Source organism: Streptomyces sp. JLBG701, from assembly GCF_058544905.1.
In genome coordinates this window covers 556,213-572,158 of sequence record NZ_CM178588.1, presented here as the reverse complement: position 1 = coordinate 572,158, position 15,946 = coordinate 556,213, and the positions used below count along the sequence as shown (strand labels likewise).

The following is a 15,946-nucleotide window of genomic DNA, read 5'->3' as shown; positions in this document are numbered from 1 at the left end:
TCAGGCGCGCAGGGTCGCGCCGCCGTCGACGTACAGGTCGTGCATGGTGATGTGGCGGGCGCGGTCGGAGACCAGGAAGACGACGGCGTCGGCGATGTCGGCGGGGTCGGCGATCCGGCCGAGGGGGATGCCCGTGCGGTACGTCGCGAGATCGCCTTCGATGACGCGGTGTGCCGCGGACGCCTCGTCGACGCCGGGCGACCACAGGGCGCGTTGCATGTCGGTGAGGGTCGAGCCGGGGTTGACGGTGTTGCAGCGGACGCCCAGCGCCGCGACTTCCAGGCCCAGGGTCTTGGTGAACATGACGGCCGCGGCCTTCGAGGCGGCGTAGGCGGCCATGCCCGCGCGGGGGATGCCGGCCGCGTTGGAGGCGACGGTCACGATGCTGCCGCGGCCGCGCTCGGTCATCCGGCGGGCGGCGGACCGGCAGACGTGGAAAACGCCGTTCGCGTTGACGGCGAACGTGGCTGCCCAGTCCTCGTCCGTGAGGTCGATTACGTCCGAACTCCGCAGGATTCCGGCGACGTTGACGGCGATGTCCAGCGGGCCGAGCGTGCGCTCGGTCTCGGCGACGAGATCCTCCACGGCCGCGGCGTCGGTGACGTCCAGCGCGCGGGCGGTGACCTGCTCGCCGTACTTCGCGGCGAGCGCCTCGACGCCCTCGGGCGCCAGGTCCGTGGCGAGCACCTGGGCGCCCTGCTCGACGAGCGCCTCGACCACCGCGGCTCCGATGCCCCGGCCCGCCCCCGTCACCAGGGCGAGCCGTCCGGTGAGTTCGGCGCTCATGAGGCGAGCGCCTTCGTCACGTCGTCCAGCACGACTTGCGCGGCGAGCGGACCGCCCGCGCTGTTCCACGCCGAGCCCTGGATCACCACGACATGCCCCGCCTTCTGGGCCTTGAGCTTGCTGAAGTTGGCCACCTTCTCGGCCTCCGCGTACGCCTTCTCGCCGTCCGCCTGGTCGCCGAGGGTGCCGAAGAACAGCCAGTCCCCGTCGATGGTGGAGAGCTTCTCCAGGCTGACCGGCTCGCTGTGCCCGGCGCTCTCGCCCTGCTGGTCGGCGGGCCGGCTCAGGCCCAGCGCGGAGAGCGTTGCTCCCACGTGGCCCTTGCCCTTGCCGACGATGGAGGGAGCGTCGTTCTGCCAGCGGACGACGCTGACTACCGCGCCGGCGTTGTCGCCGAGCTTCTCCTTCGTGGCGGCGACGTCGGCGTCGAAGTCGGTGAGGATCTTCTCGGCCTGGGTCTGCTGGTTGAGGGCGTCGGCGGTGGCGGTGAAGGCCACCTTCCAGTCCTCGTTGAGCTTGGCGGTGACCACCGTCGGGGCGATCGCCTCCAACTTGCTGACCTGGCTCTTGGCCGCGGTCGTCTCGTCGAGCAGGATCAGGTCGGGTTGGAGAGCGGCCAGCTTCTCCAGGTCGGCCTCGGCGACCGTGGCGACGATTTGGGCCTTGGACGCCTTGTCGGCGAGATACGTGGACACACCCTGCTGACCGCGCCCCGCGGTGGTGCCGACGGGCGCGACACCGAGGGCCAGCGCGGCGTCGAGCGTGGGCTCGCTCAGCGCGACGACCTTTTTCGGCGTGGCCGGAACCCGCACCTTGCGGCCCGTCGCGTCGGTGATCGCGCGGGTGCTCGTCTCCTGGCCACTGCTGACGCTGTCTTTCCCGTCGTCGCCGCAGCCGGTCAGGAGCAGGGCTCCCATCACGACGGTGACGGCGGAGGAAAGGACCGCCCTGCGGGAGGCTTGGGTGGAGGACATGTGCGAAAGCTCCTTGGTACGAAGAGAGTTGAAGCGGGCCGGGGCTTGGGGGGTTCGGCATGCGAGGGACACGTGCCGAGTCAGTGGGGCGCCGCGCGAGAGGCCGAGGGCGGGGAGCCGAGCAGCCGGACCAGGCCGTCGGCCAGGGCGCCGTGCCAACAGGCGTAGTCGTGGCCGCCGTTGAACTCCTCGCGGGTCACCAGATGACCCGCCGCGCTCAGGGCGTCGTACAGGGTGCGGGTCTGGTCGACCATCGCGCCCTCGTGCAGTCCGACGTCCAGATGGACCGTCAGAGGGCGGCGGCCGGCCTTGGTACACCGGGCGACGAGCCAGGGCACCCCGCGCACCGGCGGCCTGGGCACACCGGGTGGCAGCCCGGGCCGCCACCACAGGGACGGCGACTGGGCGAGCACCTTGCCGAACCGGTCGGGCCGCAGTTGCGCCCCGTACAGGGCGGTCACCGCGCCCAGGCTCTGTCCCGCCAGGACGGTCCTGCCGGGGTCGGTGGTGAGCGGCCAGCGGCCGGCCGCCCAGGGCAGGAGTTCGTCGGCGAGGAAGGCCACGAACGGGTTGCGTCCGCCGAGTTCGCGCCAGCGGGTCTTGCGGTCCACGGCGTCCGGCGCCAGGACGGCGACCGGGGGCAGCACCCCGTCGGCGATCAGTGCGTCGAGCGTGTGCCCGAGGCCGAGCCGCCCGAACCACATGTCGCCGTCGCACAGCACCACGACGGGCAGCGGCTCTCCGCAGTGCCCGGGCGGCAGATACGCCCATACGTCGCGGTCACCACCGAGCGCGCGGGCGGCCATCCGGTGCCGCTCCACCCGGCCGGCCGGCACGCCGCCGTGCCGCCCCGCCCACGGCTGCGCGGGCGCGTCGGGCAGGGCGAACACCGAACTGGCGACCGGTTGCCAACGGGTCGGCACGGTGGCCCGGTTGAGCGGGTCGGGCGCCGCGTGTGCGGTCAGCGAGCGCAGCCGCTGCTGCCGGCCGGCCGGGTCGGTGGGCGGCTCCTTGAGCGAGATGTCGGCGGCCATGCGGTAGGAGCCTCGGTGGTCGGAGCGCAGCCGCAGGCCCAGGTGCCAGATGTCGGTGCCGGGCACCCGCTCAAGGAGAGAACCGGCGAGGTGGTCGCGGTCGACGATGCGGTTGGCGAACAGCAGCACCTGCCGGGTGGCCCGGTGGCCGCGCCACAGGAAGGTGACGGCCCGATGACCGGGCTCGCCCTCCAGTTCCTCGATCAGTGGGGTGCCCTGGCGCTCCACCTGGCTCCAGAACTCGGCCGTCAGGTCGGCGCGTTGGGCGTCGTCCGCCGCGTCCAGGCGGTCCAGGAGGCGGTCGATGCGCGGTCCGGTGACGCGGACCGGACGTGCGCTGTCGCGGGCGTCCGGGAATGCGGCGTCGGCACGAACCGTGTTCCTGGTCGTGGCGGTCATCGGGAGTCTCCGTGGGGCAGGCACGTGTAGGGGCTTGACAACGGGTGGCGCGGCACCGCGAATTGGGCAGGGTGATCGACTTCGTCGACGAAATCGTCAACAACCGCTAGTTAGGTTAGCCTAAGCACATGTCCACTGTGTTGCGTCGACAGCCGGGAAGAACGCGATGGCCCGCCACCGCGTCCCGTCTCCTGCCCACCGCTCAGCCCGCTGCCGTACGGCGGGGGTTCTCGTGAGTGCCACCACGGCGCCGGCCCCGCCCGGCGAGAGCGAGACCGGGGGCACGCCACGACATCGCTCCCCGGCATCCGTACGCACGACGGGCCTGCTGCTCGGCCTGGTGCTGCTGGCCGTGGCCATCGCCCTCTCCCTGGCCGTGGGCACCAAGCAGATACCCCTCGACCAGGTGTGGAGAGGCCTGTTCTCGCCCACCGGAACCGAGAACGACGCGATCGTCCGCGACCTGAGACTGTCGCGCACCCTCATCGGGATCGCCGTCGGCACGGCGCTCGGCCTCGCGGGCGGCGTCATGCAGACCCTGACCCGCAATCCCCTCGCGGACCCGGGGCTGCTCGGCGTGAACGCGGGCGCGTCCGCCGCCGTCGTCACCGCGATCAGCGTTCTCGGCATCACCTCGTTCACCGGATACCTGTGGTTCGCGCTGGCCGGTGCGGCCGTCGCCGCCGTCGCCGTGAACGCCCTCGGCGGCGGCCGCCTCGCCACCCCCGTCCGGCTCGCGCTGGCCGGAACCGCCGTCAACGCGGCCCTGTTCGGCTACGTCAACGGGCTCCAGCTGTGGGACCTCAGCACCCTGGACGCCATGCGGTACTGGTCCGTCGGCACCCTCGCCAAACGCGACCCCGACCTCCTGCTCACCGTGCTTCCCCTGCTCACGGCCGGAGCCCTGCTGGCCCTCGTACTGGCCCGCCCGCTCGGCGCGCTGGCCCTCGGCGAGGACCACGCAAGGGCGTTGGGCACCCAGGTCCGGCGCACGAGGCTGCTCTCCGTCGTCGCCATCACCCTGCTGTGCGGCGGCGCGACCGCGCTGTGCGGGCCGATCGGGTTCATCGGCCTGATGATCCCGCACGCCGCCCGCGCGTTCTGCGGCCCGGACCCGCGCTGGATGCTCCCCTTCTGCGCGCTCTACGCGCCCGCGCTGCTGCTCGTCTCGGACGTCATCGGCCGGATCATCGTCCCGCCGTCGGAGATCGAGGTGGGCACGGTGACCGCGTTCCTCGGCGGGCTTCTCTTCATCCATCTGGTACGGCAGCGGAAGGTGGCCCAGCTGTGAGCGTGATCGAGGAACAGCGGCGCGGGACAAGGCCGGTCCGGGTCGACGTCCGGCGCGGACTGCTGCGCACCCGCCGCTGGTCCCTGCGCTACGACGCCCGCGCCGTGCTGGTCTGCACAGCCCTGGTGGTGCTGGCCGCGTGCACGACCGTGTTCGCCGTCGGCACCGGATCGTACGAACTCTCGCCGCTGGAAGTCGTGCGCACGCTGGCCGGGAACGGCCCTCCCGGCGCCGAGTTCATCGTTCTCGACCTGCGGCTGCCGCGTGCTTTGGTGGCCGTCCTGGTGGGCTTCGGCATGGGAATGGCCGGCGCGGTGTTCCAGTCGCTGACCCGCAATCCGCTCGGCAGCCCGGACATCATCGGCTTCGGCAACGGCGCCTCGGCGGGCGCACTCGTCGCGATCATCATCCTCGACGCGGGAGCCGCCCAGACGGCCGTCGGCGCGGTCTGCGGCGGCTTCGCCACCGCCGTCGCCGTGTATCTGCTGGCGTGGAAACGCGGCGTGCACGGCTACCGGCTCGTCCTCGTCGGCATCGGCGCCTCCGCGGTCCTCGGCTCGGCGACCAGCTTCCTCTACGTACGCGCCGACATCGGCAAGGCGGCACAGGCCGCGAGCTGGATGATCGGCTCGCTCAACGCCAGCGGCTGGAGCGAAGTCCGCATCGCGGGACTCGGGTTGGTGGCGCTGGTCCCCGTCGTCCTCGTGTACATGCGGCGGCTCACCATGCTGGAGATGGGCGACGACACGGCTTCCGCGCTCGGCGTACCGCCCGAGCGCAGCCGGCTGGTGCTGCTGGCCGCGGGGACGGGGCTGACCGCGATGGCGGTCGCCGCCTGCGGTCCGATCCCGTTCGTGGCGATGGCCGCGCCGCAACTGGCGCGCCGCGTCACCCGGGCGTCCGGCCCGGGTGTCCTGCCGGCCGCGTGGATGGGCGCGCTGCTGGTGTCCGCCGCCGACCTGGTCACTCAGCGCGTCACGGGCTCGGCCCTGCTGCCGGTCGGTGTGGTGACGGGTGTCGCGGGCGGCGCCTACCTGGCCTGGCTGCTGCGCAAGGAGCGTCGGGGCGCCCGGCTGTGAGGGACCCGGACGGGGAAGGAGCCGCGACCCGGGCGTCGTGCATACGCAGGAGCCCGGATAGAGTCCGTTCGCAGTAGGCGGCGTAAACGCATGCAGTAAGTTACTTGAGTTAGGCAACAATATGGTAAAGTGGCCTGCATGGCCACCGAACCGCTCCCCGCCGCCCCCGCTTCCCCGGAAGTCATCGAGATCGAGCGTGCGCTCACTCGGATCACCTACCTCAGCACCCGTGCCCGCCAGCACGACCGTCTGATGGCCCTGGCCGGAGTCCCGCTGGACCGGGCCGCGGTGGCGCTGCTGCGGCAGATCGCCGACTCGGAGCCGCTGCGCCCGGGGGAGCTGGCCAACCGGCTGGGCGTCGAGGCCTCACATGTCACCCGCACGGTGCAGCAGCTGCAGAAGTCCGGTTACGTCACCAGGGTCCCCGACCCGGACGACCGCCGCGCCCAGCGCATCCAGCTCACCGAGGACGGCAAGAAGGCCATAGACCGGATCCGGGAAGCCGGTTCACGCGGTATGCAACTGGCCCTGGGCGGCTGGTCGCCCGAGGAACTGCGGCAACTGGCCACCCTCTTCCACCGGATGGTCGACGACTTCCTCTCGTACGCCATCGATGACGAGGCCATACAGGAGATCGCCGCGTCGGCGGGCAACGTCTGATCGACGGGGCGGCGGGACCGTCAGGCGTTGACGGTCGGTCAGGGCCTGACGACTACGGCTGCGCGCCCGCGATGCCGCCCAGGCAGAACTGCCAGACCTCGTCGGCCGTCACGGCGTGGGCGTGGCTGTCCGAGCGGACGCTGTTGGCGTGGGCGAGGAACATGACGGTCTGCATGATGAGCGCCGCCTGGCGGCGGGGCTTGCCCGCGGGGAGGGCACCTGAGTCCTCGGCCTGTTCGAGCAGTTCCGTGAAGACCGTGAGCAGCGGAAGGTGAGCGGCCGCCACCTGAGCGGGGTGCTTGACCATGAGCTGCAGGGCGAAGTCGCTGAACAGCGGGCGCTCGATGCCCGGCCGGGGGAGTGACTGCGCGAACAGCATCTCGACGGCGACCCGGACGGCCTGCAGCGGATCCGACGTGGCGGACGCCTTCTCCCGGATCTCGGTCGCCGACTTGGACAGCGCGTCCTCGAACAGGGCGAGCAGCAGCTCGTGTTTGCCGTCGAAGTGCTGGTAGAAGCTGCGCAGCGACTGTTTGGAGCGGTCCACGACCTCCTGGACGGTGAAGTCGGTCGTTCCCTTCTCGGCGATGAGTTCCTGTGCCGCGTCCAGGAAGCGCTGCACGCGCTGTTCGGCGCGGAGCTTGGCGGCACGAGTGGATCGCTCGACGGCGCGCTGGCGCCAGGCTGGTTGCTCTTCGGGGACTGCTGTCACGTGTAGAACGATACTCCACTTTTGCGGGAACCCCTGGGTTTCCCCTACCGAACCGCGCACTGCAACTTTCGAGACTCTTACTTGCAAGAAGTGAGAATGTTATTCTCGCAGGCGGCGACGGAAGCCATTCACGCTCCCCGAGGGAGGACCGCTCGACATGGCATGGGACTTTTCCACCGAGCCGGAGTTCGAGGAGAAGCTGGAGTGGATCAGGCGGTTTCGCGCCGAGCGCGTCGAGCCGCTCGACCTTCTCTATCCGGACCGGGCCTTCCATCCGCTCGACGACGAACTGGGCCCTGTCGTCAGGAAGTTGAAGCAACAGGTCCGCGACGAGGGACTCTGGGCCCCGCACCTCGGCCCCGAACTCGGCGGACGCGGCTTCGGACAGGTCAAGCTCGCGCTCATCAACGAGATCCTGGGCGAGTCGAGTTGGGCCCCCGTCATCTTCGGCACGGCCGCACCCGACACCGGGAACGCCGAGATCATCGCGCGCTACGGCACCGAGGAGCAGAAACAGCGCTATCTGAAGCCGCTGCTGGAGGGCGAGTGCTTCTCCTGCTTCTCGATGACCGAGCCGCAGGCCGGGGCCGACCCGAAGATGTTCACCACACGCGCGGTGCGCGACGGCGACGACTGGGTCATCTCGGGCCGCAAGTTCTTCTCCTCCAACGCCCGCACCTCACGCTTCGTGATCGTCATGGCGGTGACCGACCCGGACGTCAGCCCGTACCAGGGCATGTCGATGTTCCTCGTCCCCAGCGACACCCCCGGCATCCGCATGGAGCGCCACCTCGGACTGATGGGCGAGGCGCCGGACGAGGGCATGCACGCGCTCATCGAGTACGACGGTGTCCGGGTCCCCGGTGACGCGCTGCTCGGCGGCGAGGGCCAGGCGTTCGTGATCGCACAGACCCGGCTGGGCGGTGGACGAGTCCACCACGCGATGCGGGTCGTCGGACAGTGCCGGCGGGCGATCGACATGATGGCCGAGCGCGCTCTGTCGAGGGAGACCCAGGGCAGCCGGCTGGCCGACAAGCAGCTCGTCCAGGCGGACCTGGCCGACTCCTACGCGCAGCTCACCCAGTTCCGCCTGTTCGTCCTCCACACGGCTTGGCAGATCGACCAGTACCAGGACTACAAGCGGGTCCGTAAGGACATCGCCGCCATCAAGTTCCTCACGCCCAAGGTGCTGCACGACATCGCCTACCGCTCGATGCACCTGCACGGCGCCCTGGGCGTGTCCAACGAGATGCCCTTCGCGGACATGTGGAACGGCGCCGCCGTCATGGCGGTCGTCGACGGACCGACGGAGGTCCACAAGGTGACGGTCGCCCGCGACGTCCTGCGCGGCTACGAGGCCGCACCGGGCCTATGGCCCACCCAGCACCTGCCCACCCGCCGCGAATGGGCCCGCAAGCAGTTGGAGAGCCTGTGAACTCCCTCGACACTGAAGCGCTCGCCCGCTGGCTGGACGGACAGGGCATCGCCGCCGGCGAACCCGTCGACGCGTCGTACATCTCCGGCGGCACGTCCAACGACATCTTCGGAATCCGGCGCGGCGAGCGGCGGATGGTGCTGCGCAAGCCGCCCCAGAAGGTCCCGCCGGGCCGCAACGAGACGATGCTGCGCGAGTACCGCGTGCTGAAGGCGCTGAGCGGGACCGACGTGCCGCATCCCGAGGCCATCGCCGTCTGCGACGACACCGAGGTGCTCGGTTCCTGCTTCTACCTGATGGACCATGTCGACGGCTGGTCGCCGATGAACTCCGATGGCTGGCCCGAGCCGTTCCGCACCGACCTCGCCCAACGCGCGGGCCTGGCCTACCAGTTGGTGGAGGGCATCGCGCGCCTGGGAAACGTGGACTGGCGGGCGCGCGGCCTTGAGGGGTTCGGGAGGCCGGACGGTTTCCACGACCGCCAGGTGGACCGCTGGCTCGCCCACCTCGCCAAGTTCGAGTTCCGCGAGATACCCGGCCTCCAGACGGCCGCCGCCTGGCTGCGCACCCACCGGCCGAGCCACTGGCAGCCCGGGATCATCCACGGCGACTACCAGTTCGCGAATGTGATGTTCCACCACGGCGGCCCCGCCCGTCTCGCCGCACTGGTCGACTTCGAGATGGCCACGGTCGGCGACCCGCTCCTCGACCTCGCCTGGGTGATCATGGGCTGGCCGGACGCCGACGAGGACCGCACCCAGCGCGGCTACGTCGACTACACCGGCATGCCGGACCGTGCCGACCTGCTGGAGCACTATTCCAAGGTGAGCGGCCGGGACGTGAGCGAGATCGACTACTACGTCATCCTGGCCCGCTTCAAGATGGCCATCGTCCTGGAAGGCGGATACGCACGGGTCGTGAACGGCGATGCCGGCAACCCGAAGATGGCCCACTACGGGGACGTGGTCCTGGACATGGCCGTCAGGGCGGCCGAGCTGACCACGACGACCCGGCTATGAGAGCGGCACGCTGCCACGCAGTCGGCGGCCCGGTGAGCGTCGAGGAGATACCCGACCCGCGGGGAGAGGTGCTCGTCGACGTCCACTACGCCGCGGTGAACTTCGCCGACGTGCTGGTGATCGACGGGGCCTACCAGATGAAGGCCGAGCTCCCCTTCACCCCGGGAAGCGAGTTCGCGGGCGTCGTCGCGGAACCGGGGCACGGTTTCGAGCGGGGCGAGCGCGTCTTCGGCTCGGCGTTCATCGGCGCCTTCGCCGAGCGCGTCGCGGTCCCGGCCACCAGCGTCCACCGGATCCCCGAGGGCATCCCGATCCAGCGGGCGGCCGCGTTCGGTGTCAGCCACGCCACGGCCTTCAACGCCTTGCGGCTGGTCGCCGGTGTCCGCGCGGGGGAGCGGGTCGCGGTGCTCGGGGCGGCCGGCGGCGTCGGACTCGCGGCCGTCGAACTAGGGGCACTGTTCGGCACGGAGGTCATCGCCGTCGCCTCCACCGAGGACAAACGCGCGGTCTGCGTCAAACAGGGCGCACACACCGCGATCCCCTACGACGGCCTGAAGCGAAGTCTCCAGCAGGCGGGCGGAGTCGACGTCGTCATCGACCCGGTCGGCGGCCCGCACTCCGAGCAGGCACTGCGCCGACTGCGCTGGGGCGGCCGATTCGTCAGCGTGGGGTTCGCGAGCGGCGAGGTGCCGAGCATCCCGCTCAATCTCGCGATGCTCAAAGGCGTCACGATCCACGGCTTCGACTTCGGCGGCTGGGCCCGCAACGACCGCGAGCGGCTCACCGCCGCCCGCGCCGAACTCCATCAGCTCTTCGCCGAGGGCGCGATCCACCCTCGTATCCACGCCGTGTATCCCCTCGACGACGTGGCGGCCGCTCTGACGTCGGGCCGCCACGCCATGGGCAAGGTCCTTCTGGAGGTCGTCAGTGGAGTTTGAGTTCGACGAGGACCAGCGGCTCCTGCGACGCATGGTCCGCGAGACGGTCACGAAGTCACGCTCGCAGCCCGAGGAACAACTCTGGGCCATGTACCTGGAGTTGGGCTGGCTGGAAGCCCCGCCCGTGGAACTGGCCATCGTCCTGGAGGAGTTGGGGTACGTCGCCGATCCGACGCCGTTCCTCGCCACGGCCACCTGGTTCGCGCCCCTGGCCGGGCGGCTGCCGCTTGGCTCGGGTACCGGCGTCTTCGACGGATCGGGACGGTTCGTCCTCGACGCGGACCGGGCGGACGAGATCGCGCTGCTCACCGCCGACGGCGTCGTCGTACGGGACGGCAAGGAGCTGGCGGCCGAGCGGCTGTCCGTGTTCGACCCGACCCTGCATGTCGCCCGGGTGGACGTGCCGGACCTGGCCGCCGGCGTACCGGACCTGGCCCTGATGGGCCTGGCGGTCACCACGGTCGGCAGTTGTAGGCGCATCCTCGACCTGGTCGTGGCTCATGTGAAGCAGCGGCACCAGTTCGGTGTGCCCATCGGCTCCTTCCAGGCCGTCAAGCACAAGGCCGCCGACATGTACGTCGCCATCGAACGCGCCAAGGTGCTCGCCTACTTCTCCGCGCTCACCATCGCCGAGGACGACCCGCGCCGCGCCCGCGCCGCCGCGATGGCCAAGGCCGCCGCCGGGGACTGCCAACGGGTGTGCTTCCGACACGGATTCCAGCTCTTCGGGGCCATGGGCTACACCTGGGAGAACGAACTGCAGATCCATCTCAAGCGGGCCAAGGCCGGGGACCTGCTCCTCGGTACGGCGTCCGAGCACAGGAAGGCGCTGTTGGTATGAGGCTGGCCCCCGACCCCGAGGTCGAGAAGTTCCGCGCCGATTTCAACGCCTTCCTCGACGCCCACCTGCCCACCGCCGAAGAGGCCACGGTCCGCTCCAAGTCCAGCTCGGACATGCCGGACTGGGCCCGGCGCTGGCAGCGCAAGCTCTTCGACGAGGGCTGGCTGCTGCCAGCCCAGCCGCCCGAGTACGGCGGCCGCAACGCGACCCTGCCCCAAGTCGTCGCTCATCTGGAGGAGTTGTCCCGGCGGCGGATCTACCACAGCTTCAACCCGCAGGGCCTCAACATCATCGCGGCCTCGCTGCTGACCTTCGGCACCGAGGAACAGAAGCGGAAGTGGGCCCTGCCGCTGCTGCGGGCCGAGATCACCGCGTCGCTCGGTATGAGCGAACCCGGAGCCGGGTCCGACCTCGCCGGACTGCGCACGCGCGCGGTTCTCGAAGGTGACCACTTCGTCGTCAACGGGCAGAAGGTGTGGACCTCGGGCGCCCATGACGCCGACGTCCTGCTCACGTTCGTCCGCACCGACCCCGAGGCACCCAAGCACAAGGGGATCAGCGTCCTGCTCGTTCCCACCGACTCCGAGGGACTGGTCCGGCGGCCGTTCGGGTCGATCGCCGCGCCCGACGACCTCGACTTCAACGAGGTGTTCTTCACCGACGTCCGCGTCCCGAAGGAGAACCTCGTCGGCCCCCTCAACGAGGGCTGGCGCGTGGCCAACGGCTCGCTCGGGCACGAACGGACCCTGCTGTGGGTGCACTACGCCGAACGGATGGACGGCCTGATCCAGGACGCGGCCTGCGACGAGGAGTGGTACGCGACGCTCCAAATGGACGTACAGGCACTGCGGTTGCTCGGCTACCGGCTGCTGGGGCCCGACCGGAACCCGGTGGAGATCTCGGTGCTCAAGCTGTTCGGCTCCGAGGCCGCGCAGAGTGCCGAACTGCACGCCCTCGAACAGCACGGGGCGGAGTCCCTGCTGCATCCGGCGCAGACGGGTCCGTACACCCACATGAACCTGCAGACGTTCACCGCCAGTTGGTTCGAGCGGTACGCCCGTAGCTTCGGCGGGACGATCGCCGGCGGCACCTCCGAGATCCAGCGCAACATCATCGCCGAGCGCATCCTCGGCCTGCCCCGATAAAGCCGCACAGAGCCGCTCAGATTCATACGGAGGACGCACGCATGGACGAGATCCTGTACGAGGTCGAGGACCGCGTCGCGGTCATCTCGCTGAACCGGCCGGAGGTCGCCAACGCGCAGAACGCGGTGCTGCTCGACGCCTTGGACGAGGCCTGGAAGCGGGCCGCGGCCGACGAGGACGTCAAGGTCATTCTCCTGCGGGGCAACGGCAAGCACTTCTCGGCCGGCCACGATCTCAAGGACCGCTGGCCGGCGCCCAGCGAGATCACCCTGGAGTGGATCTACAGCGCCGAGGCGCGCCGCTATCTGGAGTACACCCTGCGCTGGCGCAATGTGCCGAAGCCGTCGATCGCAGCCGTGCAGGGCAAGTGCATCGCGGGCGGGCTCATGCTGTGCTGGCCGTGCGACCTGATCGTCGCGGCCGAGAACGCGGAGTTCTCCGACCCGGTCGTGCACATGGGCATCGGGGGAGTGGAGTACCACGGCCACACCTGGGAGCTGGGAGCGCGCAAGGCGAAGGAGATTCTCTTCACCGGCCGGGCCGTCACGGCCGAGGAGGCGGAGAAGGTCGGGATGGTCAACCGGGTCGTCCCGCTGGACCAACTCGACGCCGAAGCGCTGGAGTTGGCCCGGCAGATCGCTCGGATGCCCTCCTTCGGACTGCGGCAGGCCAAGCGGGCGGTCAACCAGAGCCTCGACGTACAGGGCTTCTATGCCGCGATCCAGTCGGTGTTCGACATCCACGAGACGGGTCACGGGAACGCGCTGAGCGTCAGCGGCTACCCGATTCTCACGCAGTTGGAGGACATGAAGACCCACATCAAGAGCGAGTGAGCGTCATGGCCGCTCGCTGCGGAAGACCTTCCCTCCCTTCATCACGAACCGGACGTCGGCGGTGACGGAGACGTCCTCCAGCGGATTGCCGGGCACCGCGACCAGATCGGCGAGCAGTCCCTCGGTGATCCGGCCGCGGTCGTCGACGCCGATGAGCTCCGCCGCGTTGACGGTCGCGGCCTGGAGCGCCTCCAGGGGAGTCATCCCCCGGTCGACCAGGGCGATCAGCTCCTGGGCACCGCGCCCGTGCGGAATCGCCGGCGCGTCGGTGCCCAGGGCCATGCGGACACCCGCCTTGCCGGCCCTGGCCACCACGGTCTTCGCCCGGGGGAAGATCTCGGCGGCCTTCTCGCGCAGTGCGGGGGCGGCCTGCGAGATGTCCATCCCCTCGATGAGAGCGGTGGTCGGCACCAGGTAGGTGCCGCGCTCCGCCATCAGCGTGATCGTGTCGTCGTCCAGCAGGAAGCCGTGCTCGATGCAGTCGATGCCCGCTTCCACGGCCGAGCGGACGGCATCGGCCCCATGGGTGTGGGCCGCCACCTTCAGCCCGCGTCGGTGTGCCTCGTCGACGATGGCCCGCAGTTCCTCGTCGGAGTAGTGCTGCGCACCGGGGGTGCCGGTGTGGGACATGACACCCCCGGACGCGCAGACTTTGATGAGCCGTGCCCCGTGCTTGATCTGGTAGCGGACGGCCTTGCGCACCTCGTCGACACCGTTGGCGATGCCCTCCTCCAGGGAGAGAGGCATGATCCCGGGGGCGTACGCCGCGAACATCGTGGGGTCCAGATGGCCGCCTGTCGGTGTGATGGCGTGTCCTGCCGGAATGACCCGCGGGCCGTCGATCCAGCCGGCGTCGATGGCCTTGGCGAGTGCCACGTCCAGCAGATAGCCGCCCGTCTTCACGAACAGGCCGAGGTTCCTGACCGTGGTGAACCCCGCGCGCAGGGTCCGCCGGGCGTTTCCCACCGCGCGGAGCATACGCAGCGGGGGATCGTCCTGGACGGGGGAGAGCGCGAGCGTCTCTCCCCGGCCGCCCATCAGAAGGTTGACCTCCATGTCCATGAGGCCGGGCAGGAGAGTGACATCACCGAGATCGAGAATCTCGCCCTCGCCCCTGGCCGCGCGGCGCACGATGCGGTCGCCCTCGACCGTGACCAGGCCCGGCTCCACCAACTCGCCCGTTTCCACGTGCAGTACACGCGCCGCCTTGAGCGTGAGCACGACCCGTCAGACCTTGGGCTCGACGACGAGGTCCATGTGGGCGGCCCCGCTGTCGGGGACCCGCGCCTGCTTCCAGACCTCGACCGGGAACGACACGTTCACCAGGGAGAACATCATGAGCAGCAGGTTGCGCTCCTGCTCGGGCAGTTCGTCCAGCGCGAACTTGTCGAGATGGTCGGAGGCCTGGTCCAGGAGCGGGAACGCGGCGTCGTAGAAGGCCTGCATGTCCTCCATGGAGCTGGCCAGGCGCTTGGCGTACCGCTCGCGCTCGGTCTCCAGGACCCACTCGGTGAACGGTTCGAGCACGGCGAACTCACTGGGCAGCATCGGTGTGCTCCTTGACGTAGTCGGCGACCGTCTTGTGCAGATGGCGCAGCAGCAACTCCTGGTCGCAGAGCGGGAAGTCGGTGACGACCCGGCTCTTGAGCATCGTCTGGGTGGCCTCCAGCGTGTTGCCGTCCTGGAGGGCGTACTCCTTGAACGTCACCGCCGCGAGCTCCTGCTTCAGCCGCTCGCGTGCCGTCTTGGCGGGCACGAAGTAGAGGTTGGCCTCGAAGAGGTGCTTGTCGACCGCCGTCGGCCAGTAGTGGTATGTCAGATACCAGCCGGGCTTCCAGATCAGCAGGGTCATGTTGGGGAAGAACTCGAACGAATCGTTGCCCCACGCCCGGTGCCGGCCCGGGTTGAGTCCCGTCGGCAGGTTGTCGAGGCCCTCGATGTCGGGCGCCTCCCACGGTCCGAACAGGCCGCTGCGCAGCACGCGTTCGATGGGCTTGACGATGCTCAGGTCCTTGGGCGGCGACATGCCTCCCCAGGAGGAGATCATCGAGTGCGGGGAGTGGATCTCGTAGTGCAGCGCCTCGTACCCGACGTTGAAGAGCTTGTCCGCCTCGTCCTTGACGGCCTGCTTCATGTGCAGGACGGGTGCGTGGTAGAACTCCGCGAACGCGTCGATGAACAGCTTCCAGTTGCTGCCGATCTCGGCCTTGTACGTGAAGACCTCGGTCATCTCGTGGAAGGGGTAGCCCTCCAGGCCCTTGGCGAACTCGCCGAGGTACTCCTTGAGCGGCTGGGCACCGGGATCCAGGTTGACGAAGATGAACCCCTCCCAGACGTCGCAGCGGACCAGCTTGAGGCCGTAGTCCGCCTTGTCCAGGTCGAAGAACTCCTTCTCCTGCTGGACGAAGGTGAGGTCACCGTCGAGGCTGTAGCGCCAGGCGTGGTACTTGCAGGTGAACTGGCGGCACGTGCCCTTGACTTCCTCGCCGGGGTAGTCGTTCCACACGAGCTTGTTGCCGCGGTGCCGGCAGACGTTGTGGAAGGCGCGGATCTCCCTGTCCTTGCCCCGCACGATCACCAGTGAGGTGTCGGCGACTGCGAGCTCCTTGGTGAAGTAGCTGCCGACCCTGGGCACCTGCTCGACCCGGCCGACGTTCAGCCAGGTCCTCTTGAAGATCGCTTCCTTCTCCGCCTCGTAGTACGCGGGGTCGATGGAGTCCTCGTAGTTGACCGGGCTGGTGCCCAGCTCGGGGTAGTTCTCGGTCCAGCTCCCGGCCGCCGGCTTGGCGAAGTGTGGCAT

General features: G+C 69.7%; 16 protein-coding genes. 9 read left to right on the top strand and 7 right to left on the bottom strand.

The window, feature by feature from the left end; genetic code table 11:
• The 3 genes from AC5DRG_RS02695 to fes form a co-directional block, all read right to left on the bottom strand.
• Complete coding sequence (locus AC5DRG_RS02695; protein ID WP_491807744.1) at nt 1–786, bottom strand: 2,3-dihydro-2,3-dihydroxybenzoate dehydrogenase; 786 nt, start codon at nt 784–786, stop codon at nt 1–3.
• Complete coding sequence (locus AC5DRG_RS02690) at nt 783–1,760, bottom strand: ABC transporter substrate-binding protein (protein WP_491807743.1); 978 nt, start codon at nt 1,758–1,760, stop codon at nt 783–785. Before AC5DRG_RS02690 ends, AC5DRG_RS02695 begins: the two co-directional genes overlap by 4 nt.
• 80 nt (nt 1,761–1,840) lie before the next feature.
• Nucleotides 1,841–3,193 (bottom strand): enterochelin esterase, encoded by a 1,353-nt coding sequence (gene fes / locus AC5DRG_RS02685; protein WP_491807742.1) that lies wholly within the window; start codon nt 3,191–3,193, stop codon nt 1,841–1,843.
• A 232-nt stretch (nt 3,194–3,425) separates the two neighbouring features.
• On the opposite strand from fes, the gene AC5DRG_RS02680 reads away from it, so the two are divergent.
• The 3 genes from AC5DRG_RS02680 (at nt 3,426) to AC5DRG_RS02670 (ending at nt 6,223) form a co-directional block, all read left to right on the top strand.
• Complete coding sequence (locus tag AC5DRG_RS02680; protein WP_491807741.1) at nt 3,426–4,484, top strand: FecCD family ABC transporter permease; 1,059 nt, start codon at nt 3,426–3,428, stop codon at nt 4,482–4,484.
• Nucleotides 4,485–4,486: 2 nt separating this feature from the next.
• On the top strand, nt 4,487–5,563 hold the full coding sequence (locus AC5DRG_RS02675) for a FecCD family ABC transporter permease (protein WP_491812947.1): 1,077 nt from the start codon (nt 4,487–4,489) through the stop codon (nt 5,561–5,563).
• 138 nt (nt 5,564–5,701) lie between these two features.
• Nucleotides 5,702–6,223 carry a MarR family winged helix-turn-helix transcriptional regulator gene (locus tag AC5DRG_RS02670; RefSeq protein ID WP_491807739.1) on the top strand — a complete coding sequence of 174 codons (522 nt, stop codon included), beginning with the start codon at nt 5,702–5,704 and terminating at the stop codon, nt 6,221–6,223.
• Nucleotides 6,224–6,275: 52 nt separating this feature from the next.
• Here AC5DRG_RS02670 and AC5DRG_RS02665 read toward each other — a convergent pair whose 3' ends face one another.
• Nucleotides 6,276–6,935 (bottom strand): TetR/AcrR family transcriptional regulator, encoded by a 660-nt coding sequence (locus tag AC5DRG_RS02665; protein WP_491807738.1) that lies wholly within the window; start codon nt 6,933–6,935, stop codon nt 6,276–6,278.
• A gap of 157 nt (nt 6,936–7,092) precedes the next feature.
• Here AC5DRG_RS02665 and AC5DRG_RS02660 point away from each other — a divergent pair, with 157 nt between their 5' ends.
• The 6 genes from AC5DRG_RS02660 to AC5DRG_RS02635 are packed head-to-tail and all read left to right on the top strand — an operon-like array spanning nt 7,093 to nt 13,146.
• A complete protein-coding gene (locus tag AC5DRG_RS02660) occupies nt 7,093–8,370 on the top strand; it encodes an acyl-CoA dehydrogenase family protein (protein WP_491807737.1) in 1,278 nt (425 codons plus the stop codon).
• Nucleotides 8,367–9,389: a phosphotransferase family protein gene (locus tag AC5DRG_RS02655; RefSeq protein WP_491807736.1), complete on the top strand. Its 1,023-nt coding sequence runs from the start codon at nt 8,367–8,369 to the stop codon at nt 9,387–9,389. Before AC5DRG_RS02660 ends, AC5DRG_RS02655 begins: the two co-directional genes overlap by 4 nt.
• Nucleotides 9,386–10,327 carry an NADPH:quinone oxidoreductase family protein gene (locus tag AC5DRG_RS02650; protein ID WP_491807735.1) on the top strand — a complete coding sequence of 314 codons (942 nt, stop codon included), beginning with the start codon at nt 9,386–9,388 and terminating at the stop codon, nt 10,325–10,327. The genes AC5DRG_RS02655 and AC5DRG_RS02650 overlap by 4 nt, the downstream gene beginning before the upstream one ends.
• Nucleotides 10,317–11,168: an acyl-CoA dehydrogenase family protein gene (locus AC5DRG_RS02645; protein WP_491807734.1), complete on the top strand. Its 852-nt coding sequence runs from the start codon at nt 10,317–10,319 to the stop codon at nt 11,166–11,168. The genes AC5DRG_RS02650 and AC5DRG_RS02645 overlap by 11 nt, the downstream gene beginning before the upstream one ends.
• Nucleotides 11,165–12,313: an acyl-CoA dehydrogenase family protein gene (locus AC5DRG_RS02640; protein WP_491807733.1), complete on the top strand. Its 1,149-nt coding sequence runs from the start codon at nt 11,165–11,167 to the stop codon at nt 12,311–12,313. The genes AC5DRG_RS02645 and AC5DRG_RS02640 overlap by 4 nt, the downstream gene beginning before the upstream one ends.
• 41 nt (nt 12,314–12,354) lie before the next feature.
• Complete coding sequence (locus tag AC5DRG_RS02635) at nt 12,355–13,146, top strand: enoyl-CoA hydratase (RefSeq protein WP_491807732.1); 792 nt, start codon at nt 12,355–12,357, stop codon at nt 13,144–13,146.
• Nucleotides 13,147–13,149: 3 nt separating this feature from the next.
• Here AC5DRG_RS02635 and AC5DRG_RS02630 read toward each other — a convergent pair whose 3' ends face one another.
• The 3 genes from AC5DRG_RS02630 to AC5DRG_RS02620 are packed head-to-tail and all read right to left on the bottom strand — an operon-like array spanning nt 13,150 to nt 15,946.
• Entirely contained in the window at nt 13,150–14,367 is a 1,218-nt protein-coding gene (locus tag AC5DRG_RS02630; protein ID WP_491807731.1) for a metal-dependent hydrolase family protein, read from the bottom strand.
• A 6-nt stretch (nt 14,368–14,373) separates the two neighbouring features.
• Nucleotides 14,374–14,694: a hypothetical protein gene (locus AC5DRG_RS02625; RefSeq protein ID WP_491807730.1), complete on the bottom strand. Its 321-nt coding sequence runs from the start codon at nt 14,692–14,694 to the stop codon at nt 14,374–14,376.
• Nucleotides 14,681–15,946 (bottom strand): aromatic ring-hydroxylating oxygenase subunit alpha, encoded by a 1,266-nt coding sequence (locus AC5DRG_RS02620; protein WP_491807729.1) that lies wholly within the window; start codon nt 15,944–15,946, stop codon nt 14,681–14,683. Before AC5DRG_RS02620 ends, AC5DRG_RS02625 begins: the two co-directional genes overlap by 14 nt.